The following is a 25,617-nucleotide window of genomic DNA, read 5'->3' on the forward strand; positions in this document are numbered from 1 at the left end:
GAAACGACAGAAATGGACAGCAGCATGAATGAAGATCAGTCCAGAAGGCGTCTTGGCCGCGGCCTTGCCGCGCTGATCGGCGAAATGGACAAACCGGCTGAAAAGGCGGCGGAGCCCAAGGCGACGGCAGACGGTCGTGTACCGATTGCCTTCATTGCGCCGAACCCGCGCAATCCGCGCCGTACATTTGCAGACGCGGATCTTGCCGATCTTGCTCAATCGATCCGCGAACACGGCATCGTGCAGCCAGTGGTTGTGCGGCCAACGGCAGATGCCGAGCGCTATGAGATCATCGCCGGCGAGCGCCGCTGGCGGGCCGCGCAACGCGCCGGCCTAACCGATGTCCCCGTTATCATCCGCGACGTCGACGACCGGGTGGCGCTCGAACTCGCGATCATCGAGAATGTGCAGCGCGCCGACCTCAACCCGGTGGAAGAGGCAAACGGCTATCAGCAACTCGTCGACGAGCACAATTACACTCAGGCCGATCTGGCACAGGTGATCGGCAAGAGCCGCAGCCATGTGGCGAATACGCTACGGCTTCTGAAACTGCCGACGGTCATTCAGGATCTGCTCGTCGACGGAACGCTTTCGGCGGGGCATGCACGCACACTGGTGACTGCGGAGGACCCCGCGGGTCTTGCCAAGCGCATCGTCGAAGAAGGGCTTTCGGTGCGTCAGGCGGAAGCCCTGGCGCAGGCACAGGAGGGCCGCGAGCCTCAGCATCAGCCGGAGAGCAAGAATGGTCATGCCGAGCAGGCCAAGGACGCCGACACGATCGCGCTCGAAAAGCTGCTCAGCGACGCTACCGGCCTCAAAGTTCACGTGCAGCACAAGGCCAAGGGCGGCGAGCTTCGTATCGCTTACCGGACGCTCGAGCAGCTCGATGAGCTTTGCCGGCGGCTCAACCCCTAGGGTGTTTGCAGCCGTCTACTGTTCGCCAGTTATGGGAACAGGCGTCGTCGTTTAGCCGTACCTGCCACTAAGGCATTGTTTTCAAATAGCTATTAACGACCGGCGCGCGCACCTGTAACGGCAGCGGCCAGCAAGGCCTGCCGCGTGGCCGCAACCGCCAGGTCCGGCCGTTGCCTGGTCTCAAGCACTGCGCTGTTGATGCGGTCGAGCGCACGGGCGCAGGCGTCGGCACTCCAGTTGGAAAGTGCGCGTTCCACCAGCCTGCGGCGGGCGAAGAAGACCGGCGGTCGCGCGGATGCGACCACTGCGGACGCCGGCTGCCGCTCACGATCCATCCTGTCGCGCATCATCTGAAGCAACTGGAACTGGCGCATCGCCGCTGAAAGCAGCAGAAATGGCTGGGTGCCGGCGCCGATCAGGCGCGAAAAGGCGGTATCGAAATCCGCCGGGCGCCCCGCCAGCACGGCATCGACCACATCGTCGAGCGAAAGACCCGCCGCGTCGCCGGCGGCTTCGCGCACGTCCTCCAGCTCGATACGCTCCTTGCCTTTGCAATAGAGAACCAGCTTTTCGATTTCGGCCCGCGAGGCCAGGCGATCGCCGCCGAGCCCGGCTTTCAGCACTTCCCGTGCCTCAGAGGTGATGCCGAGCCCGGCCTCGGACAATTGCTGCTCGATCAGACCATCGAGCGCGCGGGCATCGTCGGCATAACAAGGCAGCGCCATGCCGGCCTTTGCGGCCTCGACCGCGGTTCGGAGCGCCGCGTTTTTGCGCAGTTCGCCGGCCTCAATGAGGAGAAGCGCGTCTGCCGGCGGATCGGCCACGATCGACGAAACCGCGTCGGCCAGGGGTTTGTCGCCGCCGGCACCGGTCACCCAGACCAGCCGCCGGTCGGCAAACATCGGCACGGTTCGCATCTCGTCGACCAGCCGACCCGGATCGTCGGCCAGACCGGCGGCGTCCATGCGCACCACGGTAAATGCATCATCCAGCGGCAGGCCGGTTGAGGCGGCGAAGCGCTTGGCGCGCTCGGAAACAAGGCCGCGGTCCGGGCCGTAGACGAGGATGATGCGAGCCTCGGCGTGCGGCTTGACCAGCCAGCCGTCGACCTCATGGGCTTTTTTCTGTGCCATTTTCCGTGGCTAGCACAGCGCTCGCAAAATGCGAATCGGAAAGCGCACGGATATCCGACGCAACGCGCCTGCGCGCGCGACGTGAAGGAACCGGAATGGATATGGGGAAACTGGAGCGGGCGAAGGGATTCGAACCCTCGACCCCAACCTTGGCAAGGTTGTGCTCTACCCCTGAGCTACACCCGCTCGCACGGCGCCTGGCCGCAAGACGCGCTATATGACCGAACTCCATCGCGATTGCAACAGGAAATCAGGGCCGGGACGGCCGAATGCGATCGCTGCCGCCGGACGCCGGTTTTGCGCCTGTTCGGCGATGGGCTTGTGGCCGCCGCGGCCTTTGCCGTACACAGCCGCAACGGTTATGCGCAGGACAGGGGGCAGCGGAACAGATGGCATTGAACCGCGACGATCTTCTCGATTATCTGGCCGGCCTCGGTATCGAGACAAAAACCTACGATCATCCGCCACTGTTCACCGTCAGGCAGTCGGAGGCGCTGCGCGGCGACATACCGGGCGGGCATACCAAGAACCTGTTCCTGAAGGACAAGAAAGGCAGCTATTTCCTGCTCACAGTGGGCGAGCACGCCGAGATTGATCTCAAGACGGTGCATACAAAGATCGGCGCGTCCGGCCGGGTTTCTTTCGGCAAGGCGGAAAAGCTTGAGGAGCTGCTCGGCGTGGTGCCCGGCGCGGTGACCATATTCGGGCTGGTCAACGACAAAGCCGGTCAGGTGAAAGCATTTCTCGACGCCGGCCTGATGGAGCACGATGTGATCAATGCGCACCCGCTGACAAATGAGGCGACGACCGCGATCGGCCGCGATGACCTTGTGCGCTTCATCGAGGCCACCGGACATGAGGCGGCCGTCTTGAAACTCTCTGAGTGATTGCCACATTTGCGGCACACGATGATAAGGTGCCGCCTGATTCAGGCCCGGCCAACGAACCCGACAGGAATGCAGGATGAGCGACGCTGATTACAACAATGGCACGAAGCCGGGTCTGGTCGGGGATTTCGGCCATGCCGGCGGCATGCAGGCAGCTGCGCAGGACGGCTACATCAAGGACACGACAACGGCCGGATTCCAGGACGACGTCATTCAGGAATCTCGCAATCAGCCGGTGCTGGTGGATTTCTGGGCGCCCTGGTGCGGCCCGTGCAAGCAGCTCACGCCGGTGCTTGAAAAAGCGGTCAACGAGGCCGGCGGCACGGTCAAGCTTGTGAAGATGAATATCGACGACCACCCGTCCATCCCGGGGCAGCTCGGCATTCAGTCGATCCCGGCCGTCATTGCATTCAGGGACGGACAGCCGATCGATGGTTTCATGGGCGCGGTACCCGAGAGCCAGGTCAAGGAGTTCATCGGCCGGCTGGGCGGCGGCAAACAGGCGCCGAAGACAGAAGAGGCGCTGGCGGCCGCAGCCGAAGCGCGCGCAGCCGGCGACCAGCAGATGGCCGCCCGCATCTATGCCATGGTGCTTGAAGGCGAGCCCGACAATGCCGATGCGCTCGGGGGCATGGCCGAAATGCTGCTCGATGCCGGCGATCTGGATGCCGCGAAAGGTGTGCTCGACAAGGCACCGGAAGACAAGGCGGATGCACCGGCGATAGCGGCCGTGAGGGCGCGTATCCAGCTTGCCGAACAGGCGGCGTCGCTTGGTGATCCGGCGGAGCTGGAGCGCCGCCTTGCAGAAAATCCGAAGGACCATCAGGCCCGTTTCGATCTGGCCATGATCCAGAATGTGCTAGGCGACCGCGTGGCGGCAGCCGACAATCTGCTTCACATCGTGAAGGCCGACCGGAGCTGGAACGATGATGGCGCGCGGGCGCAGCTCCTGACCTTCTTCGAGGCCTGGGGGCCGACCGACGAGGCAACGCTGCAGGCAAGGCGCAAGCTCTCGTCGCTGCTGTTTTCGTAAAGATGCCGCGACGGCCTTGTGTTTGCCGCCGCGCGCGCCAGATAAGAAGCTCCGGCACCCAATGACGCAAACGGAGATGCAAGTTGCGCGCGGGTAATGCCCGATATCTGAAAGAGAGCGATCTGCCGGCTGCCGTTCCGGTTTTTCCGCTCGCCGCGGCACTGCTTTTGCCGGGCGGCCGCATGCCGCTCAACATTTTCGAGCCGCGCTATCTTTCGATGGTCGACGATACGATCAGCGGCAAAAGGCTGATCGGCATGATTCAACCGGCGCTCGGCGGCGCGCTGAAAGCCGATGGCGAGCCCGATCTTTGCGAGGTCGGCTGCCTCGGACGGGTGACCGCGTTCTCAGAATCCGGCGACGGCCGGTATCTGATCACCTTGCAGGGCGTGTGCCGGTTCCGGATCGAGAAGGAGCTTGCCGCGCGCACGCCCTACCGGCAATGCCGCATTCTGCCGTTCCTGTCCGATCTCGATGCCGATGCCGGGGCAGAGGACGTCGACCGCAAGGCGCTTCTAAAGGCATTTCGGGCCTATCTGGACGCCTATTCGCTGGAGGCCGACTGGGAGAGTGTGAGCCGGGCCGAAAATGCGACGCTGGTCAATGCGCTGTCGATGATGGCACCTTATGGGCCGGCTGAAAAACAGGCGCTGCTGGAAGCGCCCGACTTCAAGTCCCGGGCTGAGACGCTGATTGCAATCACTGAAATGGCGATCGCCCGCGACGGCGACGATGAAGGACCGCGATTGCAATGAGCGATGCCTCCCGCAAATCCGATATCGATCCCAAGCTGCTTGAGCTGCTTGCCTGTCCGCTGATCAAGGGGCCGCTCACATGGGACGCCAAGAAGAGCGAGCTTGTATCGAAGGCGGCGCGGCTGGCCTACCCTGTGCGCGACGGCATTCCGATCATGCTGCCATCGGAAGCGCGGCAGCTCGGCGACGACGAGTAGCCGATTTGCCCAGCTGCGCTACAAAGACCAACCAACCATCAGATCAGATCCATGAAACTCTACCGTTTTCTCACCGGACCCGATGATTCATCCTTCTGCCACAAGGTGACCGCGGCCCTGAACCGCGGTTGGCAGCTGCACGGCTCGCCGACCTATTCTTTCGATTCCTTGAACGGGACGATGCGCTGCGGCCAGGCGGTGGTCAAGGAAGTCACGGGCAAGGAGTACGACCCCGACATGAAGCTCGGCGAGCAATAGGGCCGAAAGCCTTCGTCTTTCGCCGGGTCGTTGGTCCGCTTCCCAAATCCGGACAGAAAACCGGAGGAATTGTTTTACTCGGCCGCGGCTTCGATATTGGTCATGTCATCATCCGACAGGCCAAAATGGTGGCCGACTTCATGGATCAGTACGTGGGTGATGATGTCGCCCAGCGTTTCCTCGTTCTCGGCCCAATAATCGAGAATGGCGCGGCGGTAGAGCGTGATGCGGTTCGGCCCCTCGCCGGTCTGCGGGTTCCATCGCTCGGCAATGCCGCGTCCCTCGAACAGGCCGAGCAAGTCGAACGGCGTTTCCAGCGCCAGGTCGTCCATGATCTCCTCGGTCGGAAAATCAGCGATCTGAATGACGATCTCGCCGGTGAGCTCGCGGAAGGTGCCGGGCAGGTTGGCGTAAGCCTCGAGCGCCATCAGCTCCATCTCGTCCATTGTCGGCGACATTTGGCTGTGCCAGGCGCGGGTTTGATAAATGCGTGCCATTTGGTGTCCTTCCTGCGCCATATAGACGGTTGTTGCACCGGTTTCGAGAGGACCCGAGGGCATTTCCTCCACGGCTGAATCGCGATGCCGTGATGCGAAGAGGAAAAAATTCTTGTCGGCGTGTGCTTGACTCTTATTCTCCGCTCTGGAATCCATAAGAACATAACATGAACAACCGAAGCTGTCGGGGTGACCGTCATGGCGCAGCAGGCTGTGGCGCAGGAAAGGCTTTGTGCCTTGCGCCAGGACATTGCCAGAATAGAGGGCCGGCCCGCCGAAAGGCTTGAGCCGCCGGATGCGGATGTCACCGTGCTACGGCGCGGCGGCACGGCGACCCGTGGCGAAGACCTGATTGTAACCGGTGTGGAGATGTTCGATGGCGCACTTGGCGGCGGCGTGCCGAAGGGCGCACTGAGTGAAATTCACGGCAAAGAGACGCGCGATGCAGGGGCAGCTGCCGGTTTTGCACTGGCGCTTTGCGCATTGGCCATGAGGCGGCAGGCGGAACCACACGCGCTCCTTTGGATCGGTACGGCGGAGATTTTTCACGAGGCGGGACTACCTTACGCCGGCGGCCTGGAGCAGGTTTTCGGGCTTTCACCCGAGAGCCTGCTTTTTGCCGCCCCGCCCAAACTTACCGATGCGTTGTGGATCGCCGAGGAGGCGACGCGCCTTGGCGCACTTGGCGCGATCATCGTTGAGTTGCGCGGCAATCCGGACAAGCTCGACCTCACGGCAACGCGGCGGCTGCATCACCGCGCCGCGGCAGCTGGCCGGCCGGTGTTTCTTCTGCGTCAGGCGGCGTTTTCCGAACCGACCGCCGCGCCGCTCAGGCTGGTCGTTTCACCCGCGCCCGCCACCAGGCGGGAAACACTCGACGGGCCACTTGAAGGAACGATCGGCAATCCCGTTTTCTCGGTTTCACCCGAGAAGAACCGCACCGCCCGCCAGGGCCAATTTCTGCTGGAATGGAACCGTCATGACCTCGCTTTTCAGCAACAGCGGACGGCGCATACTCGCCGTCTGGTTTCCCTATCTCGGCCCGGAACGGGTCTGGCGCCAGCGCCTGGGGCGGTCGTGGCGCTCGACAAAGCCGCGCAATACGCCGCCGCTGGTGGTGAGCCGGCACGAGAACAACACGCAGCGCATCTCGGCGCTCGACGAACGGGCTGAGACGCTGCGCCTCAAGCGCGGCATGGGTCTTGCCGATGCTCGCGCCATACATCCCGATGTCGATGTCGTGGAAGCCGACCCGGATGCCGACCGCCGGTTGCTCGATGCCCTTGCCGACTGGTGCGACCGCTATACGCCACTTGTTGCCATCAACGGCAATGACGGGCTTTTTCTCGACATTACCGGCTGCGCGCATCTTTTCGGCGGCGAGACAAAAATGATTGCCGATCTCAGGCGGCGGCTGGCCGAGCAGGGATTTGACGCCCGTGCCGGCCTTGCAGCGACACCGGGAATGGCCTGGGCGGCGGCGCGGTTCGGTCTTCGGCCCGTGGCCGCGGGCGCGGAGGCTGAAGCACTTGCGGGACTGCCGCTCGGCGCGCTCCGCCTGGAGACCGCCATGCGCATGGGGCTGGAAAGCGTCGGTCTGCGCACTGTCGGCGCGATCATCAACGCGCCCCGCGCTCCGCTCGCCCGTCGTTTCGGCAGCGGACTTATCCTGAGGCTCGACCAGGCGCTCGGCATGGCCGAAGAAGCGATCTCGCCGCGCCTGCCCGTGGCGCCGCTTTCAGCTGAACGGCATCTGGCGGAGCCCGTGTTCCTGACCGAGGATATCGAACGCCTGCTGGCGATGCTCGCCTCGTCGCTGAAACAGGATCTGGAGCGCCGGGGCGAAGGCGCACGACGTTTGCAGCTGGCACTTTTCAGGGTCGATGGCGCCGTTACCCGCATCGGCATCGGTACCTCACGGCCGATGCGAGAGCCGAAACCGCTTTGCCGGCTGTTTCATGAAAAGCTGGCCGCCATGGAAGACAATATCGATGCCGGTTTCGGTTTCGACCTGGTGCGGCTGGCGGTGCTTGCCACGGCTCGCTTCGAGGAGGAACAGGGCGATCTTTCCGGCGCCAATGCCGATGCGGGAGAAGATCTCGCTCTGTTTGCCGATCGGGTGCGTGCACGGCTGGGCAATGGAGCGATGCTGCAGCCGGTGCCGGTTCAAAGTCATGTTCCCGAACGGGCAGTGGCGCTGCGTTCCTTTGCCGATGCACGGCCCGCTTCAGCGGGTTCTGCTCTTTCGGAACTTACGCTGCCGGAGCGTCCTATCCGCCTTTTCGGGCGCCCGCAGCCTATCGAAGTGACGGCCGAAATTCCGGAAGGTCCGCCTGCCCGCTTTCGCTGGCGGCGTGCGCTTTACAATGTTGCGGGAGCGGAAGGTCCGGAGCGTATCGCGCCTGAGTGGTGGCAAGGCGCGGAAGGTGAACGCACCCGCGACTATTATCGCGTGGAGGATATGGAAGGCCGTCGCTACTGGCTCTACCGCGAAGGCTTTTACGGCGTTGCGGAAGAGCCGCCGCGCTGGTTCGTGCAGGGGATTTTCGCGTGAACGCGCGCGCCGAAATTCCCTATGCGGAGTTCGCCGTGCAGTCGAACTTTTCCTTTCTGCGCGGTGCATCGCAGCCGGAAGAACTGGTCGTCATGGCGCAGAAGCTCGGCCATCACGCATGCGGGCTTGCCGACCGCAACAGCGTGGCGGGGGTCGTGCGCGCCTGGTCGCAGTCGAAAACAGGCACGATTGCCTATCATCCCGGCTGCCGTCTGGTCTTTGCCGACGAAACACCGGACGTTCTCGCCTATCCGCAGGACCGGCAGGGCTGGGGGCATCTGTGCCGCCTGCTCACCCAGGCCAATATGCGAGAAGAGAGCGAAAAAGGCGCGCCGCTCGTTTATCGCGACGATCTGCTGGAATGGGGCGCAAATATCTCGCTTGCCGTGATGCCGCGTCTGGCGAACCAGATTTCGGATGAGCTGGCCCTGCTTTCCGGCTTGAGGGAACGTTTCGGCAAATCGGTGTGGCTGGCCGTTTCTCCGATCTATGGGGGCAACGACCATTTCCGTTTCGAGCAGGCGGCGGCAATGGCATCGCGCGCCGGCGTGCCGCTGATGGCGGTCAACGACGTGCTCTATCATGCCCCGGAGCGGCGGCAGCTTCAGGATGTGCTCACCGCCATCCGGCTTAACGTGCCGGTGTCGCAAGCCGGTTACGAACTCGGTGCCAATGCCGAACGCCACCTGAAAGAGCCGGCCGAGATGGCGCGGCTTTTCCGACGTTTTCCGCAGGCGCTTGCCGAGACCGGGCGATTTGCCGGAACGTTGCGGTTTTCGCTCAAGGAACTCAGCCATAACTATCCGGAGGAGACCTCCACGCCTGGTCTCGATCCGCAAGTGGAGCTGGAACAGCTCACCTGGGAAGGCGCGAAATGGCGGTATCCGAAGGGCATTCCGGACGGGGTGCCGGAGAAGATACGGCATGAGCTGGAGATCATCGCGCACAAGGATTACGCGCGCTATTTCCTCACCGTGCGCGATATCGTTCAGTATGCGCGCCGCGCCGATGTCGACGTTCTGTGTCAGGGGCGCGGCTCGGCGGCCAACTCGGTGGTCTGCTTCTGCCTCGGCATCACCGAAGTCGACCCTGTGCTCATGATGGACGGGCTGTTCGAGCGCTTCGTTTCCACCGAGCGCGACGAGCCGCCAGATATCGATGTCGATTTCGAGCATGAACACCGCGACAAGGTGATTGCCTATATCTACGAAAAATACAGCGAGACACGGACCGCGCTCGGCGCTTCAGTCGTCACTTATCGAGGCCGTTCGGCGATGCGCGAAGTGGCAAAGGCGATGGGCCTTTCCGACGATGTGCAGTCGGCGCTTTCGGGCTCGATATGGGGCTGGTCGACCTCAAAGCTCGGCGAGCGCGAGGCGCAGGCCGGTGGGCTTGTGCAGGGCGACCCAACGACAGAACGGGTCATGGCCCGAGCCAATGAGATACTCGGTTTTCCGCGCCACCTTTCCCAGCATGTCGGCGGTTTCGTCATCACCAAGGACCGGCTCGACGAGATCGTGCCCATTGTCAAAACCGCGATGGACAAACGCAAGATGGTGGAGTGGGACAAGGACGATCTGGACGCGGTGGGACTGATCAAGGTCGATGTGCTGGCGCTTGGCATGCTGTCCTGCCTGAAGCGCGCCTTCACATTGCTTGAGGCGCATTATCGCGTACATGACGACTACGACCAGCCGCTGACGCTCGCGACCATCCCAAAGGAAGATCAACGCGTTTACGACATGATTTGCCGGGCGGACACGCTCGGCGTGTTCCAGATCGAATCGCGCGCGCAGATGTCGATGCTACCGCGGCTCAAACCGCGCTCGTTCTACGATCTGGTCATCGAGGTGGCGATCGTGCGGCCCGGGCCGATCCAGGGCGATATGGTGCATCCCTATCTGCGCCGGCGCGAAGGCAAGGAGCCGGTGGATTATCCAAGCCCGGAAATGAAGAAAATTCTGGAGCGGACGCTGGGCGTGCCGCTGTTTCAGGAGCAGGCGATGAAGATCGCCATAGATGCCGGCGGCTTCACGCCGAGCGAAGCCGACCAGCTGCGCAGGGCAATGGCCACCTTCAGGCGCAACGGCACCATTCACAACTATCGCGAAAAGCTGATCAAGGGCATGGTGAGCAAGGGATACGATCCCGATTTCGCGGAACGCTGCTTCAAACAGATAGAGGGTTTCGGCGATTACGGCTTTCCCGAAAGCCACGCCGCATCCTTCGCGTTGCTGGTCTACGCCTCATGCTGGTTCAAGGCGTTTTATCCCGACGTGTTCTGCGCGGCGATCCTCAACTCGCAGCCGATGGGCTTTTATGCGCCGGCTCAGCTGGTGCGCGACGCGCGCGAGCATGGCGTCGAGGTGCGGCCGGTCGATGTCAATCATTCGAATTGGGACTCAACGCTGGAGGAGTCCAGCTTCGATCCGGCCGGAATCGAACCGCGTCATGCCGAAATGCGCGAAGTCATTCAGACGCGTCACGCGGTGCGGCTCGGGTTCCGGCGCATCAAGGGGCTGCGGCAAGAGAGTATCGACACATTCATCAAATGCCGCGGCGACGGCTATCGTTCCGTACGCGACGTCTGGCTTCGCTCTGGCCTCGATGTCGGCCAGATCCAGAAACTTGCCGAGGCGGATGCGTTCCGCTCGCTCGGCGTCGACCGGCGGGAGGCATTATGGGCGGTGCGGGCGCTCGACAAGGCGAAAGCGGCCGAACGTTTGCCGCTTTTCGAGCGGCCGAAGCTTGCATTGCGCGATCATGAGCCGGCGATGCAACTTCCCATCATGCCGCCCGGCGAGCATGTCATTCACGACTACCGTTCGTTGGGCCTGTCGCTGAAGGCCCATCCCGTTTCGTTTCTGCGCGAGCGGCTCGACAGTCATGGCATCACGCCCAATGCGGCGTTGCCGACCGTCAGGGACGGTCGGCGCGTTACTGTTGCGGGACTGGTGCTGGTGCGCCAGCGCCCGGGCAAGGGCAATGCGATTTTTCTGACGCTGGAGGATGAAGGCGGCATCGCCAATGTGATCATCTGGCACCGGAAGTTCGAGCGTTTCCGGCCGATCATCATGGGCGGGCGCTTCATCAAGGTCAGCGGCAAGCTACAGTCGGAATCGGGCGTCATCCACATCGTCGCCGACCACATGGAAAATATTTCCTCCTGGCTCGTGACGCTGTGTGAAGGCGCGCAAAACATCGCCGGCTGGGCGCGGGACGGAATTGCCGGCGGGTCCGGCCATCCGGATTCGCATGAGCGGCCACGCGATACGGAAAAACTCTACGCCGCAATGGCCAAAGCCGGCGAAGCGCCGGAAGAACTCTCACTTGAGGCCAACAAGGTAATGCCCAAAGGCCGCAATTTTCACTGATAGCGCGGCAAGTAATCGCAGTTGGTGCAACACTGCAGGTCGAAACCTCGGAGTGGGCCGATTACCGCGCCGCCAGCTAACGCCCCGCCTTCCCCAGCAGACGCTCGGCCTGCGCCAGATGCAGGCGCTCAACCATGCGCCCGCCGACCGCGACAACGCCTTTGCCGGCATTTTCAGGCCGCGCGAATGCGGCAACCACTTCTTCGGCAGCTGCGATTTCACTCGCCGAGGGCATGAATGTGCGGTTGGCGACTTCGATCTGGGAAGGGTGGATCAACGTCTTGCCGTCGAAACCCATATTGCGACCTTCCACGCACTCGTTTTCGAAAGCACCCGCATCGCGAAAATCGTTCATCACGCCGTCGAGTGCATCGATGCCGGCCGCACGCGCTGCAGCCACCATCTGCAGAAGCCAGGGCACCAGATAGCGGCGGTCGGGTGTCGCCAGCACCCCGGTTTCCTTCACAAGATCGTTGGTCCCGGCAACAAGGCACGCAAGCCGGGCTGCCGGGTCGCGGCCGAGCTCTGCCGTTGCACTGAGATTGAAGAGCGCCTTCGGGGTCTCCACCATCGCCCACAATGCGAGCCCGGCCGGCGCGTCCATTTCGTCGAGTGCGGCATCGGCGTCCAAAACGTCGCGCGGACCGTCCACCTTGGGCAGAAGAATTGCATCGGGGCGCACGGCGCGGGCGGCCAGCAGGTCCTCAGTGCCCCATTCGCTTGCCAGCGCGTTGATACGGATCACAATGTCGCAGTTTTCAGGACGCCTTTCGCGCAGGAACCGCCGCATGGTCTCGCGGGCGTCATCTTTCGCCTCGGGCGCCACAGCGTCCTCCAGGTCGAGGATCACCGCATCGCAATCAAGGGTCGGAATTTTCGCCAGCGCCTTTTGGTTGTCGGCGGGAACGTAAAGCACCGAACGGCGCGGGCGGCTGAGTGCAAAACCGGTCATAAGGCTTCATGCCGCCACAACATGACCGGCGCAAGTGCCCGCGCCGGTCCGCATGCGCAGGACCGCGCCTGGGTCCATTGCCGCCGGCCGGGCCGCACCCGCCTCAATCTGCAACCGCGCCCTGCAGGACTTCGTGTGAGCCGCCATGCCGGCCACGGCCCAGCCAGGCAGCGCACATGACAGCCGCAATCAATGTGACCAGGACACAAACCCATGCCGCAGCATGGAAGGATTGCGCAAAAGCCGCCTTTGCAACATCGCCAAGTTGGGTTTGCGCCGGTTCCGGCAGTTCCTTCGCGTAAGCCAGGGCTGCGGCGGCGGTATCGCCGGCGGCTATCAACATGCCGGATGGCAGCTCGCTGCCCTGCATCCAGCCATGATAAACGGCCGTTGCTACCGAGCCGAGCACTGCAATTCCCAACGCCCCGCCGAATTCGCTCGAGGTTTCGGACAAACCCGAAGCTGTGCCCGCCTTCGAGGGCGGTGCAATGCTCAAAATCACATCGGTGGTGAGCGTGAAGACCGGGGCCAGACCGAGCGACAGCAAGCTTGAGGCTGCAACGAGCACAGGCAACGACACCTGCGCGACGAGACCGGTTAGCGCAAGAAACGAGAGCGTGGCGACCAGCAATCCGGCTGCCATGACATGAGCCGGTTTCAATCTCTCCGCCAGCATCGGCGTTACAGTGGAGCCAACAATAAAGGCCGCAGCAGAAGGCACGGACCAGAGGCCGGCAGCCAACGGGCTCAAACCCAGTACAAGCTGCAGATACTGGGCGATGAGAAGGAATGACCCGAATGCGGCGAAGAAGCCAAAGACGTTGACCGAAAGCGCTGCGCCGAAGGCAGGTTGCCTGAACAGCGTCAGGTCAACGAGCGGGTCGGCGAGACGCTTCTGGCGTATCACGAAGACGACCGCGAGCACGATACCGGCGGCGACCGCCACCAGCGCCTCGGCGCTCATGCCGCTCTCGGCGACTTTCTTGAACCCAAAAATGGCAAGCAGCACCGCGGCGACCGAGAGCGCGGCACTTGCGATATCGAGGCGGCCGGCATTGTCGTCGCGGAATTCCGGCAGCAGGATCGGCCCGAGAACCAGCAGCATCACCATTACCGGTACCGCAATCAGAAAGACCGAACCCCACCAGAACCAGGTGAGCAGCACACCGCCGACAACCGGTCCGATCGCGGCGCCGGCCGAAAAGCTGGCAATCCAAACGCCGATCGCCACGCGGCGCTGCTTTTCGTCGTGGAACATGTTGCTGATCAAAGACAGCGTTGACGGCGCCAGCGTGGCAGCAGCAAGGCCAAGCAACGCGCGGGCGAGAATCAGCAATTCGGCAGTTGGCGCAAATGCGGCGAGGATCGAGGCAAGGCCAAAGGCGACGGCTCCGATCATCAGCAGGCGCCTGCGGCCGATCCGGTCCCCAAGCGTTCCCATCGTGACGAGGGCGCCGGCGACCATAAAGCCGTAAATGTCAACGATCCAAAGCAGTTGCAGGCCGGTCGGGTTCAGTTGCGATGCTATATGCGGGATCGCCAGGTTAAGCACCGTGAGATCCATCGAATACAGCATGCAAGGCAAGGCAATGACCGCGAGGCCGGCCCATTCGCGCCGGGTTGCCTTGCGGGATGTGACGTCAATCATGGAAGTCTCCAAACGAACTTTTTCGTGTCCTATAGCCGGGGCCCCTGCCAGCATTCTGTCAGTAGGGATGGCAACAGCCAGGTAACACTTTCCTGGCCAAGGACGTTTGGGTCACGCGGCTCCCGACACGCCGCGCCGCCCAAACTTGACGCGCGCCCGCCCCGTTCCTATCTGTCGGCCTTCGGTTTGGAAGGCACCAGCCGCCCGCTGGCCCCAAAGCCCCGGTGAAGCCTTCTCTGACATGCGTTTTCTCTGTCTCGCGACGGACGAAACGGCAATGCGGGCACCCGTTCATAATGTCCTTCGCAGTGAAGAGCGAAACGATGTCTGTTCAGATACAGGACGACTACAAGTCGCAGGCCAAGAGGCTGCGTGCGGCACTCGCGGATGACGGCCACACCGTCAGCCACTCGCGGGCACTGGAGCTTGTCGCACGGCTGCATGGCGCGCGCGACTGGAACACGCTGTCTGCCACCCCGGCTGCCACGGGAAGGGTTTCCGCACCTTTCATGGTGGGCGAGCGCGTGACCGGCACATTTAACGACAGTCCGGCGCAGGGCCGCGTGATCGGGGTTTCGGAAACGATCAAACCGGATCTGTGGCGTGTCACCGTGGCATTCGACCCGCCGGTCGATGTCGTGACGTCGAAGCTGTTTTCGAACGAGCGCCGGCGCATTCAGATGATCGTCGGGGCGGATGGCCGCTCGCGACGGCTGACCGGCAGCGAAACCGGCGTGATGGCGCTAAAACGCGCCTGATGCCATGAGCTATCGTGGCCGAAGGGGCGATCTTTGCGGATCGCCCCTTTGCCTCGCCGCCCGGGCTAGTATAAAGCCGGGTCACGCAACACCGAGCGAGCATTCGAAATGGACAAGTTCACCACGCTGACCGGCGTCGCCGCGCCGCTTCCGATCGTCAATGTCGACACCGACATGATCATTCCCAAGGACTATCTGAAGACGATCAAGCGCACCGGGCTTGCCGCCGGTCTGTTCGCTGAGATGCGGCTCAACGAGGACGGATCGGAAAACCCGGATTTTGTGCTTAACAAACCGGCTTACCGCAACGCGCAGATCCTGGTCGCGGGCGACAATTTCGGCTGTGGCTCGAGCCGCGAACATGCGCCCTGGGCGCTGCTCGATTTCGGTATCCGTTGCGTGATCTCGACCAGTTTTGCCGACATCTTCTACAATAACTGCTTCAAGAACGGCATCCTGCCGATCGTTGTCAGCCCCGAGGACCTCGACAAGCTGATGGACGATGCGGGGCGCGGCGCCAATGCGACGCTGACAGTCGATCTGGAGGCCATGGAAATCCGCGGGCCCGATGGCGGCGTGATCAAGTTCGATCTCGACGAATTCAAGCGCCACTGCCTGTTGAACGGCATCGACGACATCGGCCTGACCATGGAAAAGGCGCCGGCCATCGACGCCTTCGAGAAGCAACTGGCCGAAAGCCGCCCCTGGGCCTGACCGCCTGCGGCAAGCAACCATTCGCGCTGGCCCTGCCATGAAAGACCAGGCGTATCGTATACCTGCCGTTCGTTCAGCAGGAGGAATTGATGCGCAAGCTGATTTCGACCGGCTCGCCTTTCGAAAAGACCGCAGGCTATAGCCGCGCTGTGGCCGACGGCGACTGGTGTTTCGTTTCAGGCACGACCGGCTATGACTATGCGTCCATGGCGATGCCGGACGCGGTGGAAGACCAGACCCGCAATGCACTCGCCACCATCGCCGACGCGCTCGAACAGGCCGGGTTCGAGATGGCCGATGTAGTGCGCACGCATTATTACGTGACCGACCGTTCTTATGTTCAGCGCGTGTTTCCGATCCTCGGCGAAGCATTTGGCGACATCCGCCCTGCGGCCACGATGATCGTTTGCGAGCTCAACGAACCCGAGATGAAAATCGAGATTGAGGTCACGGCTTTGAGGCGCGAGCGCGGCTGAACCGCCTGCTTGCGCTTGCCTTTGTGCCCGGCGCCCACTAGCAAGGCGCCGGTTCACGAAATCCGAAAGGCAATTCCATGGCATCGCGCAAACTCCTCCTCCTTCCCGGCGACGGCATCGGCCCAGAGGCCATGGGCGAAGTGTGCAAGCTGATCGCGCTGATGAACGAAAAGATGAGCGCCGGCTTCGAGGTCGAGGAAGGGCTTGTCGGCGGCGCTGCCTATGACGCACATGGCGCGGCGATCTCGGAAGACGATATGGCGAAGGCGATGGCTGCCGACGCGGTGCTTTTCGGTGCCGTGGGCGGGCCCAAATGGGATGGCGTTCCCTACGATGTCCGCCCCGAAGCCGGCTTGCTTCGCCTGCGTAAGGACATGGAGCTTTTCGCCAATCTGCGCCCGGCGATCTGTTACCCGGCCCTGGCGGCGTCCTCCTCGCTGAAGCAGGACGTGGTGGAAGGTCTCGACATCCTGATCGTGCGCGAGCTCACCGGCGGCGTCTATTTCGGCGAGCCGAAGGAGATCACCGATCTCGGCAACGGCCAGAAGCGCGCCGTCGATACGCAGGTCTACGACACCTACGAGATCGAGCGTATTTCGGGCGTGGCCTTCGAACTTGCGCGCACCAGGCGCAACGAAGTCTGCTCGATGGAAAAGCACAATGTGATGAAGTCGGGCGTGCTTTGGAAGGAGGTCGTGGAGGCGACCCACAAGGCGCGCTACTCCGACGTCAAGCTCAGCCATATGCTGGCAGATGCCGGCGGCATGCAGCTTGTGCGCTGGCCTAAGCAGTTTGACGTGATCGTGACCGACAATCTGTTCGGCGACATGCTGTCGGACGTCGCGGCGATGCTGACCGGATCGCTGGGCATGCTGCCGTCGGCCTCGCTGGGCGCGCCGGACGAAAAGACCGGAAGCCGCAAGGCGCTTTACGAGCCGGTGCACGGTTCAGCGCCCGATATCGCCGGCAAGGGCATAGCCAATCCGATCGCCATGATCGCCTCTTTCGCCATGTGCCTGCGCTACTCGTTCAACATGGTGGCCGAGGCGGACCGGCTGGAAGCAGCGATTGCTGAGGTTCTCGACCAGGGCCTGCGCACCGGCGACCTGATGTCGGACGGCATGACGCAGGTCGACACTGCCGGCATGGGCGACGCGATTGCGGCGAAGTTCCTCGAACTCGGGGCCTGACGAACGGCGCCCGCAGCGCATGGATTGACGCTGCGCCCGGCTTGGGCGAGTTTCGGCCAAGCCATTCTCGCCCGGCAACCCGCTGAACGGACCGCATAATGATCGAGTTTCTCGCGCCGCACTTCGTCTGGCTGAACGATCCGACCGCCTGGGTCGCATTGTTCACCCTCGTTGTTCTCGAGGTCGTGCTCGGCATAGACAATCTGATCTTCATCTCGATCCTGACCAACAAGCTGCCCGTGGAACATCAGGCGCGGGCGCGGCGGCTCGGCATCGGGGCGGCGCTTGTCATGCGGCTCGTGCTTCTGGCCACGATTTCCTTCATTGTTCAGCTGACGGACCCGCTCTTCGAGCTCTTCGGACACGGTTTCTCCTGGCGCGACCTGATCCTCGTTGCGGGTGGCCTCTTCCTGGTCTGGAAAGCGACCAAGGAAATTCACCACACGGTCGATCCCGAAGACGACAAGGACACGATGGTCGGCAGGGCCGTACAGATGACGGTGGGTGCAGCGATCTTCCAGATATTGCTGCTCGATCTGGTGTTCTCGATCGATTCGATCATCACCGCTGTCGGCATGACCGACGAAATCGCGATCATGTATATCGCGGTTATCTGCGCGGTGACGGTAATGCTGCTTGCCGCGGAGCCATTGTCGAAATTCATCGCCAAGAACCCGACCGTCGTGATGCTTGCGCTCGGCTTCCTCCTGATGATCGGCATGACGCTGATCGCCGACGGGTTCGGCTTCCATGTGCCGAAAGGCTACATCTACGCCGCGATGGGCTTTTCCGCCCTGGTGGAAGGGCTCAACATGCTGGCAAGGCGTGCCCGCAAGCGCGAGAAGGAAGGCGCCGGGCATTAGCATGCACGGCAAGGGCGTAGGCTTGGAAGCCCGCAACAGCGATTAATCCCTTTGAAACTCCTGCGTGCGAGGGTTGTCCGGTAACCCGTACAGGTGCGCCTATGCAGACGGTTTCGCTCCCATTGCCGCAAGCATCATCGGTTTTTCGCGCGCGCCTCACTGCCACCGCGGTGGTCGGGTTGGCTGTTCTTGCCGCTTCGCTTTTCGGCATATTGACGCGCCCGGTGGGCTTTCTGGCCGCCTTCTGGCCGGCCAATGCCATTCTTCTCGGGCTCATGGTCCGAAACAAGGACTATGCCAGCCTCCCAACCTGGCTCGCTGCGTTCTTCGCCTATCTCGTTGCCGATTTGGCGACGGGCAGCGAACTGGCGATCACCTTGTGGCTGACATCTGCCAATATGGTCGGCGTAATTACCGGATATCTGCTCTTTCGGCTGTTGGGCGACGATGACAGGGCTCTCCGCAGGCCGTTGTCGGTGTTGTACCTGTTCGCGATAAGCGCGGCTGCGGCGCTTGCTGCTGCGTTGACGGGCGGCGGCGCGGCAGAGGTGCTGTTCGGACGAGACTTCATATCCGGGCTGGAGTTCTGGTTTGTCACCGAGCTTGTAAACAGTCTCGTGATCTTGCCAGTCATTCTCGCGTTTCCAGGCTTCGTCCGGTTCAGGCTCACCGATCGCCGTGGCCTCGGCCGCGACGAAGTGGCACGACTACTTCCAGCGGCCGTGCTTTTCTGTTCGGCCGCGGCCAGCGTGGTTATTGGCGGACCTGGAGCCATTGCGTTTCCGGTTCCGGCCCTCATCTGGTGCGCCCTCAGCTATACGGTGTTCACGACATCGACACTGACACTGGTGCTGTGCGCCTGGATGCTCGTCGCGGCCTCAACCGGCCTGCTTGCGGGCCCCATTCCACCAGACGCGCTGGGCTCAACGAGCTCCGTCCGCCTGGGTATTGCGCTGATCGCCCTCGGGCCGCTCTCCGTAGCAAGTATCAATGCTGCGCGCGAAGAGCTGCTGCGCAAACTGACACATAGCGCGAACCACGACATGCTGACCGGTACTTTGTCGCGCCGCGCGTTCATGGATCAGGGCCATGTGATAGTCGGAAAGCAGGCAGGCCAAGGCGTTCCGACCTCACTATTGATGGTCGATGTCGACTATTTCAAGAGCGTGAACGATCACTATGGACATGCTGCCGGCGACCGCATCTTGACCGAATTCGCTCGCCTCTCAAGCCTGGCGGTGAGAAAAAACGATCTGTTCGGCCGCGTTGGGGGCGAGGAGTTTGCCGTGCTGCTGCCGGGAACCGGCCTCGAGGAGGCAACTGCAATCGCCGAGCGCATAAGAGGCATTGTGGAGAACTCAGAGATCGCCATTTCGGACGTCAAGTCCATCGGCATCTCGGTCAGTATCGGGGTCGCTGCCACAGATGGCATGGCCGATGCCTGCCTCGACGGGCTGATGGCTGCATCCGACGCGGCGCTTTACCGCGCAAAATCAAAGGGCCGCAACCTGGTGCAAGCCGCCTGACGCAGCCAGTTACAGCCTCGAGGGTATCCGGATCGTCGGGCGGCGCGGCAGCGTGCGCAGCGACACGGTGAAGCTGTTGCCGTCCATGAATTCAAGCGCGAAGTCCGAACCCATGCGCGACGTGAACTCCGACAATGGCGTCGCATTGCGGTGCATGGGCAGCACGATCGAGGAAAAGAGCCGTTTGACGATGGCGCTCACCGTGTCGGCCGAAAGCGTCAGCCCGCCGTCTATCGGCACCATCACGATGTCGAGCCGGCCGATCGCGGCGTAATGCTCGTCTTCCAGATGGTGGTGCAGATGGCCGAGATGGCCGATGCATAGCCCCGCCACCTCGAAAACGAAAATCGAATTGCCGCCCTCCTCCACCCAGCCGCCGCGCATGATGTCGGTGGGGACGTTGCGGATATAGATGTCTTCAACGACCACCCGATGTTCGGCCGGGCCGCCCTCCGGGTTCCAGCCGGGCAACACATATTCGATGTCGGGGTTCGGGTAGTTGGTGAAATGCGTGGTGTGGGCCTTGTTCATGGTTACCACGCGCGGCACCGGGTCAGTGCCGTAGACGCCGCTATAGTCGGTAGCGACGGTCACCCCGGCCGGCGTCTCGATCACATAGGTGGAGTGGCCCGCATAAGTGATGGTGACTTCCTCCGCCTCGGCCTGGGCGAGCGTGAAGGAGGCGAATTGCACCTTTGGCAGGCTTTGTGCGATCGCCAGGCACTGGCTTGGAACCGGGCCTTGCTGCGCTTGCGCCTGCACGGCAAGGCAGATTGCGGACAGTGCACCGGCAAGCGTCATTCGCAGCATGGCAGCCTCCGAAAACGATCAGAGGCACAGCTTAGCGCGCATTCGGCCCATTGCATCCGCCGCCGGTCCTGCCGCCGGTCACGATCCCGCGATCATCTCATCCCAGCGGGCGATTAGCGCTGCGTAGCCATCGTCGGGCTGGTGGTCCCAGCAGGGTTCGTCATCGCCTATCGTCACGAATTTCTGTTTCGATGCGGTCCAGATATGGCCGGCCGGAGCGAGCCAGGACGTGTCGTCCAGCGTTCCGGCCTTGATGTTGACCTGCTCGCTGCCCGCTGTGCCATGGACAATGCGCACGCCGCATTGGGGGCAGAAATAGCCTTCGCGGCGTTTGCCGGATTCCGACATGCGGGTGAAACGGGACATGCCGCCTTCAACTGCCAGATCTTTGCGCCGCAAACGCAGCGACTCGCCAAAGGCACTCGATGTGTGGCGCTGGCACTCCGTGCAGTGACACAGGTAAAAGACGATCGGCCGGCCGGTAATGCTGTAGCGCACTGCGCCGCACTGGCAGCCGCCGTTAATCGGCAGGGTTGGGAGAGTAACTTTCCGCATCGGCAGGTTCACATGCGTGCTTCTGGACGTATCAAGCACTTTTCACTATAAGGCGCGCCGTTTCCGACACTAGAGACTTTTCCAAGGAGTCACATGGCCGGCCATTCCCAATTCAAGAACATCATGCACCGCAAGGGCCGCCAGGATGCGGCGCGTTCCAAGATGTTCTCCAAGCTCGCGCGCGAGATCACGGTTGCCGCCAAGATGGGCACGCCCGACCCGGACATGAACCCGCGCCTCAGGCTCGCCATCCAGAATGCCAAGGCGCAGTCGATGCCCAAGGACAACATCCAAAGGGCGATCAACAAGGCTTCCGGCGGCGACAGCGAGAATTACGAGGAAGTGCGCTATGAGGGCTACGGCCCGGGCGGCGTCGCGGTCATCGTGGAAGCGCTTACCGACAACCGCAACCGCACTGCTTCCAATGTGCGCGCAGCCTTCACGAAATCAGGCGGTGCGCTCGGTGAAACCGGCTCGGTTGCGTTCATGTTCGATCGGGTGGGCGAGATCATCTACCCGACCGATGCTGCCACTGCAGATGCGGCAATGGAGGCGGCGATCGAAGCCGGCGCGGAAGACGTGCAGTCGGACGAGAACGGGCATGTGATTTCCTGCGCTTTCGAGGATGTTGGCGACGTGACCGCTGCGCTGGAGGCCGCACTCGGCGAGGCCGAATCGGTAAAGACGATCTGGCGGCCGCAGACGGGCACGCCTGTTGACGAAGACCGCGCGCAGTCGATTCTCAAGCTGATCGCGGTTCTCGACGACGATGACGACGTTCAGAATGTCTATGCGAACTTCGAGGTCGACGACGAGACGATGGCGAAGCTCAGCGCCGCCTGACCACCAACCGGCTGGCTGTATGCGATGGCCACAGCGCCTACCCCCGAATTGACGGTGCGCCCGGCGGCGGCCGCCGATCTGGCTGCGATTGCCGAGATTTACGCTCACGCCGTGCTGGAAGGCACGGCGAGCTACGAGCTCGAACCCCCTTCGCTGTCCGAGATGACGAACCGCTTCAATGCGCTGCGAAGCGGCGGGTTTCCTTATCTGGTCGCAGAATATGACAGCCGCGTCGTGGCTTACGCCTATGCCGGGCCCTTCCGGCCGCGCCCCGCCTACCGCTTCATCGTGGAAGATTCCATCTACGTCGCCCCACCGGCGAAAGGCCGGGGAGTGGGGCGCGCTTTGCTCGAACGGCTGATCGAGGAGGTGCGGCAATTGGGTTTCCGGCAGATCATCGCCGTCATCGGCGACGGGCATGAGGCCAGCGCCTCCGTGAGGCTGCATCGGCGCCTGGGATTTGCCGACAGCGGCCGGCTGGTCGGGTCAGGCTACAAACATGACCGTTGGCTCGACACGGTATTTATGCAGCTTTCGCTGAATGGCGGCACCGGGTTTCCACCTGACCCGCAATCGATGCCGGAGCGCAGGTTCAGGGGCGAAGCCTGAGGGTCAGGCTTTCACCAGCTTGAGATTGCGGTCGAAAACGCCGAGCACGCGCGGCAGCTCGTGGCCCCTCTTCAGGATCTGCCCCGATGCCGCGACAACCGAATAGGCGCCCTGGCGGTTTTTCAGCCGGGGTGTTTTGGTGATTCGGAAAAGGGGAACCTCGCTGGTGCGCCGGAAAACCGAAAAGACGGCCTGATCCTTGAGGTGGTCGATTGCATAATCGCGCCACTCCCCGGCGGCGACCATAATGCCGTAGACCCTTAATATCTGGTCCAGCTCGCGGCGATTGAATGTTACCGGAAGTCCATACCGCTCACGCCGTGCCTCGCTGAGCGGTATGGGTATCGAGGAATCGTCCTGACCCTCCGCGGCTGCGCCTCCATCCGTCATCCGGAACACCTTTCGTTACAGTCCTGCGACAAAGGTTGCGCGTCGGCTGCCGAATTGCAAGCAAAACGGGCGGTTTGGGGGTCGTCCAGAGGGGTGCATTCACAAAACGCCACATGCTGTTTGATTTGGTGATGGCGTGCCACATTCTCGCCGCGAAGCAATCAAGCTCGTGCCTCAATGTCCGAACACGATCCGCCTCGTTGCCTGAGACGGTTCGGTTCGATCAGGTCCCGAAACCCCAAGCCCCCCGCCCACGGGGCCGGTTGGACCGAACCAACTCCGCAGAGTACCCGGAGGATCAGGCACCGAATCCCGACACGCCGGTTCAGTCAGTTCGACGAACCGGCGTTTTCGTTTCCGGCGGCCACCATCACCATGCAGACGAGAAGTTGACGATGGTTGCGCCCAATATGGCGCCGGGCAGTCCATCGGTACTGGTTTCCTGCAACAGGACGGCACAGCCGCCATTGCCCTTGCCGGCAATGTCGCTCATGGGCAGTTCAAACCGCGCGGCAACGCCTTTCCACACGCCTACCGTCTGATAGGCGGTCACGGCGTTGTGGTAAGTCAGCGATTTCCCCCGGTTTTCCCCGCGCTTGACGTTGACCACATGGGTGGCGTCGAAATTCACCAGCACGACATGCGCCTTGCGGCGGCCGTTTTCGCTGCCGCCGGTCTCGATGACGAGGTTGTCGCCCTCATATCTGGCCGCAATATCGACCGACAGGCCTTCGGCTGTGCCGATACGGTCCTCAATCGCATTCATAACCGCCGTGCGGCGCGACCCGGCCATATGCGTGCGGCCGTTGACGATCATCTGCGGCGTGTAGATCGAGCTGGCCTGAAAAGACCGGCCATAAGCGCGCTGGCGCTGCGTGTTTTCCGGCCGGGCCAATGTGTCCTGCCAGCCGAGATAATCCCAGTAGTCGACATGGTAGCTGAGCGCGACCACATCGCCGCGTTTCGCAAGATCGCCGAGGAAGGCGTCAGCCGGCGGGCAGGAGCTGCAGCCCTGGCTCGTGAAAAGTTCGACCACGGCCACAGGCTCGCCGGCCGGTTCGGCAATCGCCGCATTTGCGCAAAGCATCAGCGGCGCCGCTGCCGCAAGCATGAAAATGACCGGACGAATCATGTCGCTCAGATAACCCGTATTGCCACGCCCCGCTTCTCCGATGCGGTTCGGCATGATCCCATCTGCAAATTAGGCTTTTCACGATCTCAATCGGAAGTCACGTTGCGGTGAGAGAATTGCTGCCTGCCGTTGCCGGTTTTCGGAGCCCGAATGGACGAGACACTTTTTACATCGATCGATAATTATTGCGAGCGAACGGGACCGGAAATCTGGTCCGAGCCGCTGAACGCGATCACCAACCTGGCCTTCGTTGTTGCCGGGATTGCCGGACATGTGCTTTGCCGGCGCCATGGTGCAGACCGGTTCGCGGTGTTCCTGTGCTGGTGGGCGATCGTGATCGGCGTGGGGTCGGGGCTGTTTCACACCTTCGCCAATGGCATAACCCTTTATGCCGACGTGCTGCCGATCGTCGCTTTCATTCTGCTTATCAACTGGTATGTCGTGACCCGGTTCCTGGACATCGACGCAATCCCGGCGCTGGCCATCCTTGCAGCGTTCTATCTCATTGCCGGAGCGCTGGCCGGGTTGGCACCGGAAAGCCTGCGCGCGGCGACCAACGGCACAATCGGTTATCTGCCGGCATTGCTTGGGCTTCTGTTTTTTGGCGGTTGGCTGTCGATGCACGGTCATCCCGCTGCCCGTTACATGTTCTGGGCGGCGGGCGTGTTCGTGGTGTCGGCCTTCTTCCGTTCAGTGGATATGGCGATGTGTGCGGCCCTTCCTATAGGGACGCATTTCCTGTGGCATACCCTCAACGGCCTGGTTCTGGGCGTGCTCCTGGCTGGCGCGGCCAAATTTGGCGGAAAGCGGGGCGCCGTTCAGGCTTTCGGCCGGTGACCGAAGATGGCAGAGCCCACCCGGACTTTGGTGGCGCCGAAGGCAATTGCGGTCTCATAGTCGCCGGACATTCCCATTGAGAGGTGCTCGACACCTGCTTCGCCGGCCAGTTTTTCCAGCAGAGCGAAATGCGGGCCGGGATTCTCGTCGAAGGGCGGAATGCACATCAGGCCTTCGATCTGGAGCCTGTGCTCGATGCGGCAGCGCTCTACGAAGGCGACAGCCTCTCCGGGTTCGATGCCCGCTTTCTGCGCCTCCAGCCCCGTGTTTACCTGCACATAGAGCCGCGGCGCTCTGCCCTGCTTTTCGATCTCCCTGGCAATTTCCTTCGCGATCTTTTCCCGGTCGATCGACTGAATGACATCGAAAAGAGCAACGGCCTCTTTTGTCTTGTTGGATTGCAGCGGGCCGATGAGATGCAGCACGATATCGGAGAAATCCGCCTTCAGCCCGGGCCATTTGCTCTGGGCCTCCTGCACCCGGTTTTCACCGAATGTGCGGTGTCCGGCATCGATGACAGGACGGATGGCTTGTGCGTCGAATGTCTTGGTGACGGCGACGAGCTCGACAGCGTCTTTCGGCCGGCCGGCCTCGGATTGTGCCCGGGCGATATTGCCCAGCACCGCCTTCAGCCCCTCCACCGCGTTTGCCTCAGCCGACATGCCTCGCCTTCCCTGCCATCGTTATGCCTGTAATCTCCCGCAGTTGACG

27 protein-coding genes and 1 tRNA gene are annotated in these 25,617 nt (G+C 62.4%); 18 read left to right on the forward strand and 10 right to left on the reverse strand.

Going from position 1 to position 25,617, the window contains the following annotated elements; translation table 11 throughout:
• The first annotated feature begins 24 nt into the window (after window positions 1-24).
• Entirely contained in the window at window positions 25-915 is an 891-nt protein-coding gene (locus EP165_RS06550; RefSeq protein ID WP_127520666.1) for a ParB/RepB/Spo0J family partition protein, read from the forward strand.
• A gap of 92 nt (window positions 916-1,007) precedes the next feature.
• On the opposite strand, the gene holA is transcribed toward EP165_RS06550, so the two are convergent.
• On the reverse strand, window positions 1,008-2,048 hold the full coding sequence (gene holA / locus EP165_RS06555; protein ID WP_127520667.1) for a DNA polymerase III subunit delta: 1,041 nt from the start codon (window positions 2,046-2,048) through the stop codon (window positions 1,008-1,010).
• A 111-nt stretch (window positions 2,049-2,159) separates the two neighbouring features.
• Window positions 2,160-2,234, reverse strand: a tRNA-Gly gene (locus EP165_RS06560).
• Window positions 2,235-2,437: 203 nt separating this feature from the next.
• On the opposite strand from EP165_RS06560, the gene EP165_RS06565 reads away from it, so the two are divergent.
• The 5 genes from EP165_RS06565 (at window position 2,438) to EP165_RS06585 (ending at window position 5,178) form a co-directional block, all read left to right on the forward strand.
• On the forward strand, window positions 2,438-2,935 hold the full coding sequence (locus tag EP165_RS06565; RefSeq protein WP_127520668.1) for a prolyl-tRNA synthetase associated domain-containing protein: 498 nt from the start codon (window positions 2,438-2,440) through the stop codon (window positions 2,933-2,935).
• Between the two features lie 76 nt (window positions 2,936-3,011).
• On the forward strand, window positions 3,012-3,968 hold the full coding sequence (gene trxA, locus EP165_RS06570) for a thioredoxin (RefSeq protein WP_127520669.1): 957 nt from the start codon (window positions 3,012-3,014) through the stop codon (window positions 3,966-3,968).
• Between the two features lie 83 nt (window positions 3,969-4,051).
• Window positions 4,052-4,723, forward strand: a complete 672-nt coding sequence (locus tag EP165_RS06575; RefSeq protein ID WP_127520670.1) for an LON peptidase substrate-binding domain-containing protein — start codon at window positions 4,052-4,054, stop codon at window positions 4,721-4,723.
• The gene (locus EP165_RS06580; protein WP_127520671.1) at window positions 4,720-4,920 is read left to right on the forward strand and encodes a Trm112 family protein; all 201 of its coding nucleotides are present in this window, start codon (window positions 4,720-4,722) and stop codon (window positions 4,918-4,920) included. The genes EP165_RS06575 and EP165_RS06580 overlap by 4 nt, the downstream gene beginning before the upstream one ends.
• A 51-nt stretch (window positions 4,921-4,971) precedes the next feature.
• Window positions 4,972-5,178 carry a DUF1737 domain-containing protein gene (locus tag EP165_RS06585; protein WP_127520672.1) on the forward strand — a complete coding sequence of 69 codons (207 nt, stop codon included), beginning with the start codon at window positions 4,972-4,974 and terminating at the stop codon, window positions 5,176-5,178.
• Window positions 5,179-5,252: 74 nt separating this feature from the next.
• Here the strand turns inward: EP165_RS06585 and EP165_RS06590 are convergent, their stop codons facing one another.
• Complete coding sequence (locus EP165_RS06590) at window positions 5,253-5,675, reverse strand: metallopeptidase family protein (protein ID WP_127520673.1); 423 nt, start codon at window positions 5,673-5,675, stop codon at window positions 5,253-5,255.
• Between the two features lie 198 nt (window positions 5,676-5,873).
• On the opposite strand from EP165_RS06590, the gene EP165_RS20670 reads away from it, so the two are divergent.
• The 3 genes from EP165_RS20670 to EP165_RS06600 are packed head-to-tail and all read left to right on the forward strand — an operon-like array spanning window position 5,874 to window position 11,603.
• Complete coding sequence (locus EP165_RS20670) at window positions 5,874-6,848, forward strand: ImuA family protein (RefSeq protein WP_245440042.1); 975 nt, start codon at window positions 5,874-5,876, stop codon at window positions 6,846-6,848.
• A complete protein-coding gene (locus EP165_RS06595; RefSeq protein ID WP_245440067.1) occupies window positions 6,790-8,229 on the forward strand; it encodes a Y-family DNA polymerase in 1,440 nt (479 codons plus the stop codon). The genes EP165_RS20670 and EP165_RS06595 overlap by 59 nt, the downstream gene beginning before the upstream one ends.
• Window positions 8,226-11,603, forward strand: a complete 3,378-nt coding sequence (locus EP165_RS06600; RefSeq protein WP_127520675.1) for an error-prone DNA polymerase — start codon at window positions 8,226-8,228, stop codon at window positions 11,601-11,603. The genes EP165_RS06595 and EP165_RS06600 overlap by 4 nt, the downstream gene beginning before the upstream one ends.
• A 76-nt stretch (window positions 11,604-11,679) precedes the next feature.
• Here EP165_RS06600 and EP165_RS06605 read toward each other — a convergent pair whose 3' ends face one another.
• Window positions 11,680-12,555, reverse strand: coding sequence for an HpcH/HpaI aldolase/citrate lyase family protein (locus EP165_RS06605; protein WP_127520676.1), 876 nt, complete (start codon window positions 12,553-12,555; stop codon window positions 11,680-11,682).
• 103 nt (window positions 12,556-12,658) lie between these two features.
• Window positions 12,659-14,215, reverse strand: coding sequence for an MFS transporter (locus tag EP165_RS06610; protein WP_501981647.1), 1,557 nt, complete (start codon window positions 14,213-14,215; stop codon window positions 12,659-12,661).
• Between the two features lie 311 nt (window positions 14,216-14,526).
• On the opposite strand from EP165_RS06610, the gene EP165_RS06615 reads away from it, so the two are divergent.
• The 6 genes from EP165_RS06615 (at window position 14,527) to EP165_RS06640 (ending at window position 19,730) form a co-directional block, all read left to right on the forward strand.
• On the forward strand, window positions 14,527-14,961 hold the full coding sequence (locus tag EP165_RS06615; RefSeq protein ID WP_245440043.1) for a glyoxalase superfamily protein: 435 nt from the start codon (window positions 14,527-14,529) through the stop codon (window positions 14,959-14,961).
• A 108-nt stretch (window positions 14,962-15,069) separates the two neighbouring features.
• A complete protein-coding gene (leuD, locus tag EP165_RS06620) occupies window positions 15,070-15,675 on the forward strand; it encodes a 3-isopropylmalate dehydratase small subunit (RefSeq protein ID WP_127520679.1) in 606 nt (201 codons plus the stop codon).
• An 89-nt stretch (window positions 15,676-15,764) separates the two neighbouring features.
• Complete coding sequence (locus EP165_RS06625; protein WP_127520680.1) at window positions 15,765-16,151, forward strand: RidA family protein; 387 nt, start codon at window positions 15,765-15,767, stop codon at window positions 16,149-16,151.
• Between the two features lie 77 nt (window positions 16,152-16,228).
• Window positions 16,229-17,341 (forward strand): 3-isopropylmalate dehydrogenase, encoded by a 1,113-nt coding sequence (leuB, locus tag EP165_RS06630; protein WP_127520681.1) that lies wholly within the window; start codon window positions 16,229-16,231, stop codon window positions 17,339-17,341.
• A gap of 98 nt (window positions 17,342-17,439) precedes the next feature.
• Window positions 17,440-18,204, forward strand: a complete 765-nt coding sequence (locus tag EP165_RS06635; protein ID WP_127520682.1) for a TerC family protein — start codon at window positions 17,440-17,442, stop codon at window positions 18,202-18,204.
• A gap of 179 nt (window positions 18,205-18,383) precedes the next feature.
• Window positions 18,384-19,730 (forward strand): GGDEF domain-containing protein, encoded by a 1,347-nt coding sequence (locus EP165_RS06640; RefSeq protein WP_164742962.1) that lies wholly within the window; start codon window positions 18,384-18,386, stop codon window positions 19,728-19,730.
• A gap of 9 nt (window positions 19,731-19,739) precedes the next feature.
• Here the strand turns inward: EP165_RS06640 and EP165_RS06645 are convergent, their stop codons facing one another.
• Together EP165_RS06645 and EP165_RS06650 are read right to left on the reverse strand one after the other, a co-directional pair.
• Window positions 19,740-20,540: an MBL fold metallo-hydrolase gene (locus EP165_RS06645; protein WP_127520684.1), complete on the reverse strand. Its 801-nt coding sequence runs from the start codon at window positions 20,538-20,540 to the stop codon at window positions 19,740-19,742.
• 78 nt (window positions 20,541-20,618) lie between these two features.
• Window positions 20,619-21,095, reverse strand: coding sequence for a GFA family protein (locus tag EP165_RS06650; protein ID WP_127520685.1), 477 nt, complete (start codon window positions 21,093-21,095; stop codon window positions 20,619-20,621).
• 93 nt (window positions 21,096-21,188) lie between these two features.
• Between EP165_RS06650 and EP165_RS06655 the strand changes: the two genes are divergently transcribed.
• The gene (locus EP165_RS06655) at window positions 21,189-21,938 is read left to right on the forward strand and encodes a YebC/PmpR family DNA-binding transcriptional regulator (RefSeq protein WP_127520686.1); all 750 of its coding nucleotides are present in this window, start codon (window positions 21,189-21,191) and stop codon (window positions 21,936-21,938) included.
• A gap of 24 nt (window positions 21,939-21,962) precedes the next feature.
• On the forward strand, window positions 21,963-22,547 hold the full coding sequence (locus EP165_RS06660) for a GNAT family N-acetyltransferase (RefSeq protein ID WP_127520687.1): 585 nt from the start codon (window positions 21,963-21,965) through the stop codon (window positions 22,545-22,547).
• 3 nt (window positions 22,548-22,550) lie between these two features.
• On the opposite strand, the gene EP165_RS06665 is transcribed toward EP165_RS06660, so the two are convergent.
• Window positions 22,551-22,937 (reverse strand): DUF2794 domain-containing protein, encoded by a 387-nt coding sequence (locus EP165_RS06665; protein ID WP_127520688.1) that lies wholly within the window; start codon window positions 22,935-22,937, stop codon window positions 22,551-22,553.
• A gap of 370 nt (window positions 22,938-23,307) precedes the next feature.
• Entirely contained in the window at window positions 23,308-24,123 is an 816-nt protein-coding gene (locus EP165_RS06670; protein WP_127520689.1) for a DUF1223 domain-containing protein, read from the reverse strand.
• 96 nt (window positions 24,124-24,219) lie between these two features.
• Between EP165_RS06670 and EP165_RS06675 the strand changes: the two genes are divergently transcribed.
• Window positions 24,220-24,906 (forward strand): ceramidase domain-containing protein, encoded by a 687-nt coding sequence (locus EP165_RS06675; protein WP_127520690.1) that lies wholly within the window; start codon window positions 24,220-24,222, stop codon window positions 24,904-24,906.
• Here the strand turns inward: EP165_RS06675 and EP165_RS06680 are convergent.
• On the reverse strand, window positions 24,888-25,568 hold the full coding sequence (locus EP165_RS06680; protein WP_127520691.1) for a YggS family pyridoxal phosphate-dependent enzyme: 681 nt from the start codon (window positions 25,566-25,568) through the stop codon (window positions 24,888-24,890). The genes EP165_RS06675 and EP165_RS06680 overlap by 19 nt on opposite strands.
• Between the last annotated feature and the right edge of the window lie 49 nt (window positions 25,569-25,617).

Origin of the sequence: Mesorhizobium sp. Z1-4 (assembly GCF_004000235.1) — a bacterium.
Classification (GTDB): domain Bacteria; phylum Pseudomonadota; class Alphaproteobacteria; order Rhizobiales; family Rhizobiaceae; genus RCIO01.

Excerpts from the sequence above, each read along its gene's own strand:
- EP165_RS06615 (WP_245440043.1), top strand. The coding sequence starts at position 14,527 with ATGTCTGTTCAGATACAGGACGACTACAAGTCGCAGGCCAAGAGGCTG.
- EP165_RS06605 (WP_127520676.1), bottom strand. The coding sequence starts at position 12,555 with ATGACCGGTTTTGCACTCAGCCGCCCGCGCCGTTCGGTGCTTTACGTT.
- holA (WP_127520667.1), bottom strand. The coding sequence starts at position 2,048 with ATGGCACAGAAAAAAGCCCATGAGGTCGACGGCTGGCTGGTCAAGCCG.
- EP165_RS20670 (WP_245440042.1), top strand. The coding sequence starts at position 5,874 with ATGGCGCAGCAGGCTGTGGCGCAGGAAAGGCTTTGTGCCTTGCGCCAG.
- EP165_RS06635 (WP_127520682.1), top strand. The coding sequence starts at position 17,440 with ATGATCGAGTTTCTCGCGCCGCACTTCGTCTGGCTGAACGATCCGACC.
- leuB (WP_127520681.1), top strand. The coding sequence starts at position 16,229 with ATGGCATCGCGCAAACTCCTCCTCCTTCCCGGCGACGGCATCGGCCCA.
- EP165_RS06585 (WP_127520672.1), top strand. The coding sequence starts at position 4,972 with ATGAAACTCTACCGTTTTCTCACCGGACCCGATGATTCATCCTTCTGC.
- leuD (WP_127520679.1), top strand. The coding sequence starts at position 15,070 with ATGGACAAGTTCACCACGCTGACCGGCGTCGCCGCGCCGCTTCCGATC.
- EP165_RS06550 (WP_127520666.1), top strand. The coding sequence starts at position 25 with ATGAATGAAGATCAGTCCAGAAGGCGTCTTGGCCGCGGCCTTGCCGCG.
- EP165_RS06650 (WP_127520685.1), bottom strand. The coding sequence starts at position 21,095 with ATGCGGAAAGTTACTCTCCCAACCCTGCCGATTAACGGCGGCTGCCAG.
- EP165_RS06565 (WP_127520668.1), top strand. The coding sequence starts at position 2,438 with ATGGCATTGAACCGCGACGATCTTCTCGATTATCTGGCCGGCCTCGGT.
- EP165_RS06675 (WP_127520690.1), top strand. The coding sequence starts at position 24,220 with ATGGACGAGACACTTTTTACATCGATCGATAATTATTGCGAGCGAACG.
- EP165_RS06670 (WP_127520689.1), bottom strand. The coding sequence starts at position 24,123 with ATGCCGAACCGCATCGGAGAAGCGGGGCGTGGCAATACGGGTTATCTG.
- EP165_RS06680 (WP_127520691.1), bottom strand. The coding sequence starts at position 25,568 with ATGTCGGCTGAGGCAAACGCGGTGGAGGGGCTGAAGGCGGTGCTGGGC.
- EP165_RS06655 (WP_127520686.1), top strand. The coding sequence starts at position 21,189 with ATGGCCGGCCATTCCCAATTCAAGAACATCATGCACCGCAAGGGCCGC.
- EP165_RS06645 (WP_127520684.1), bottom strand. The coding sequence starts at position 20,540 with ATGCTGCGAATGACGCTTGCCGGTGCACTGTCCGCAATCTGCCTTGCC.
- EP165_RS06660 (WP_127520687.1), top strand. The coding sequence starts at position 21,963 with ATGGCCACAGCGCCTACCCCCGAATTGACGGTGCGCCCGGCGGCGGCC.
- EP165_RS06590 (WP_127520673.1), bottom strand. The coding sequence starts at position 5,675 with ATGGCACGCATTTATCAAACCCGCGCCTGGCACAGCCAAATGTCGCCG.
- trxA (WP_127520669.1), top strand. The coding sequence starts at position 3,012 with ATGAGCGACGCTGATTACAACAATGGCACGAAGCCGGGTCTGGTCGGG.
- EP165_RS06665 (WP_127520688.1), bottom strand. The coding sequence starts at position 22,937 with ATGACGGATGGAGGCGCAGCCGCGGAGGGTCAGGACGATTCCTCGATA.
- EP165_RS06580 (WP_127520671.1), top strand. The coding sequence starts at position 4,720 with ATGAGCGATGCCTCCCGCAAATCCGATATCGATCCCAAGCTGCTTGAG.
- EP165_RS06625 (WP_127520680.1), top strand. The coding sequence starts at position 15,765 with ATGCGCAAGCTGATTTCGACCGGCTCGCCTTTCGAAAAGACCGCAGGC.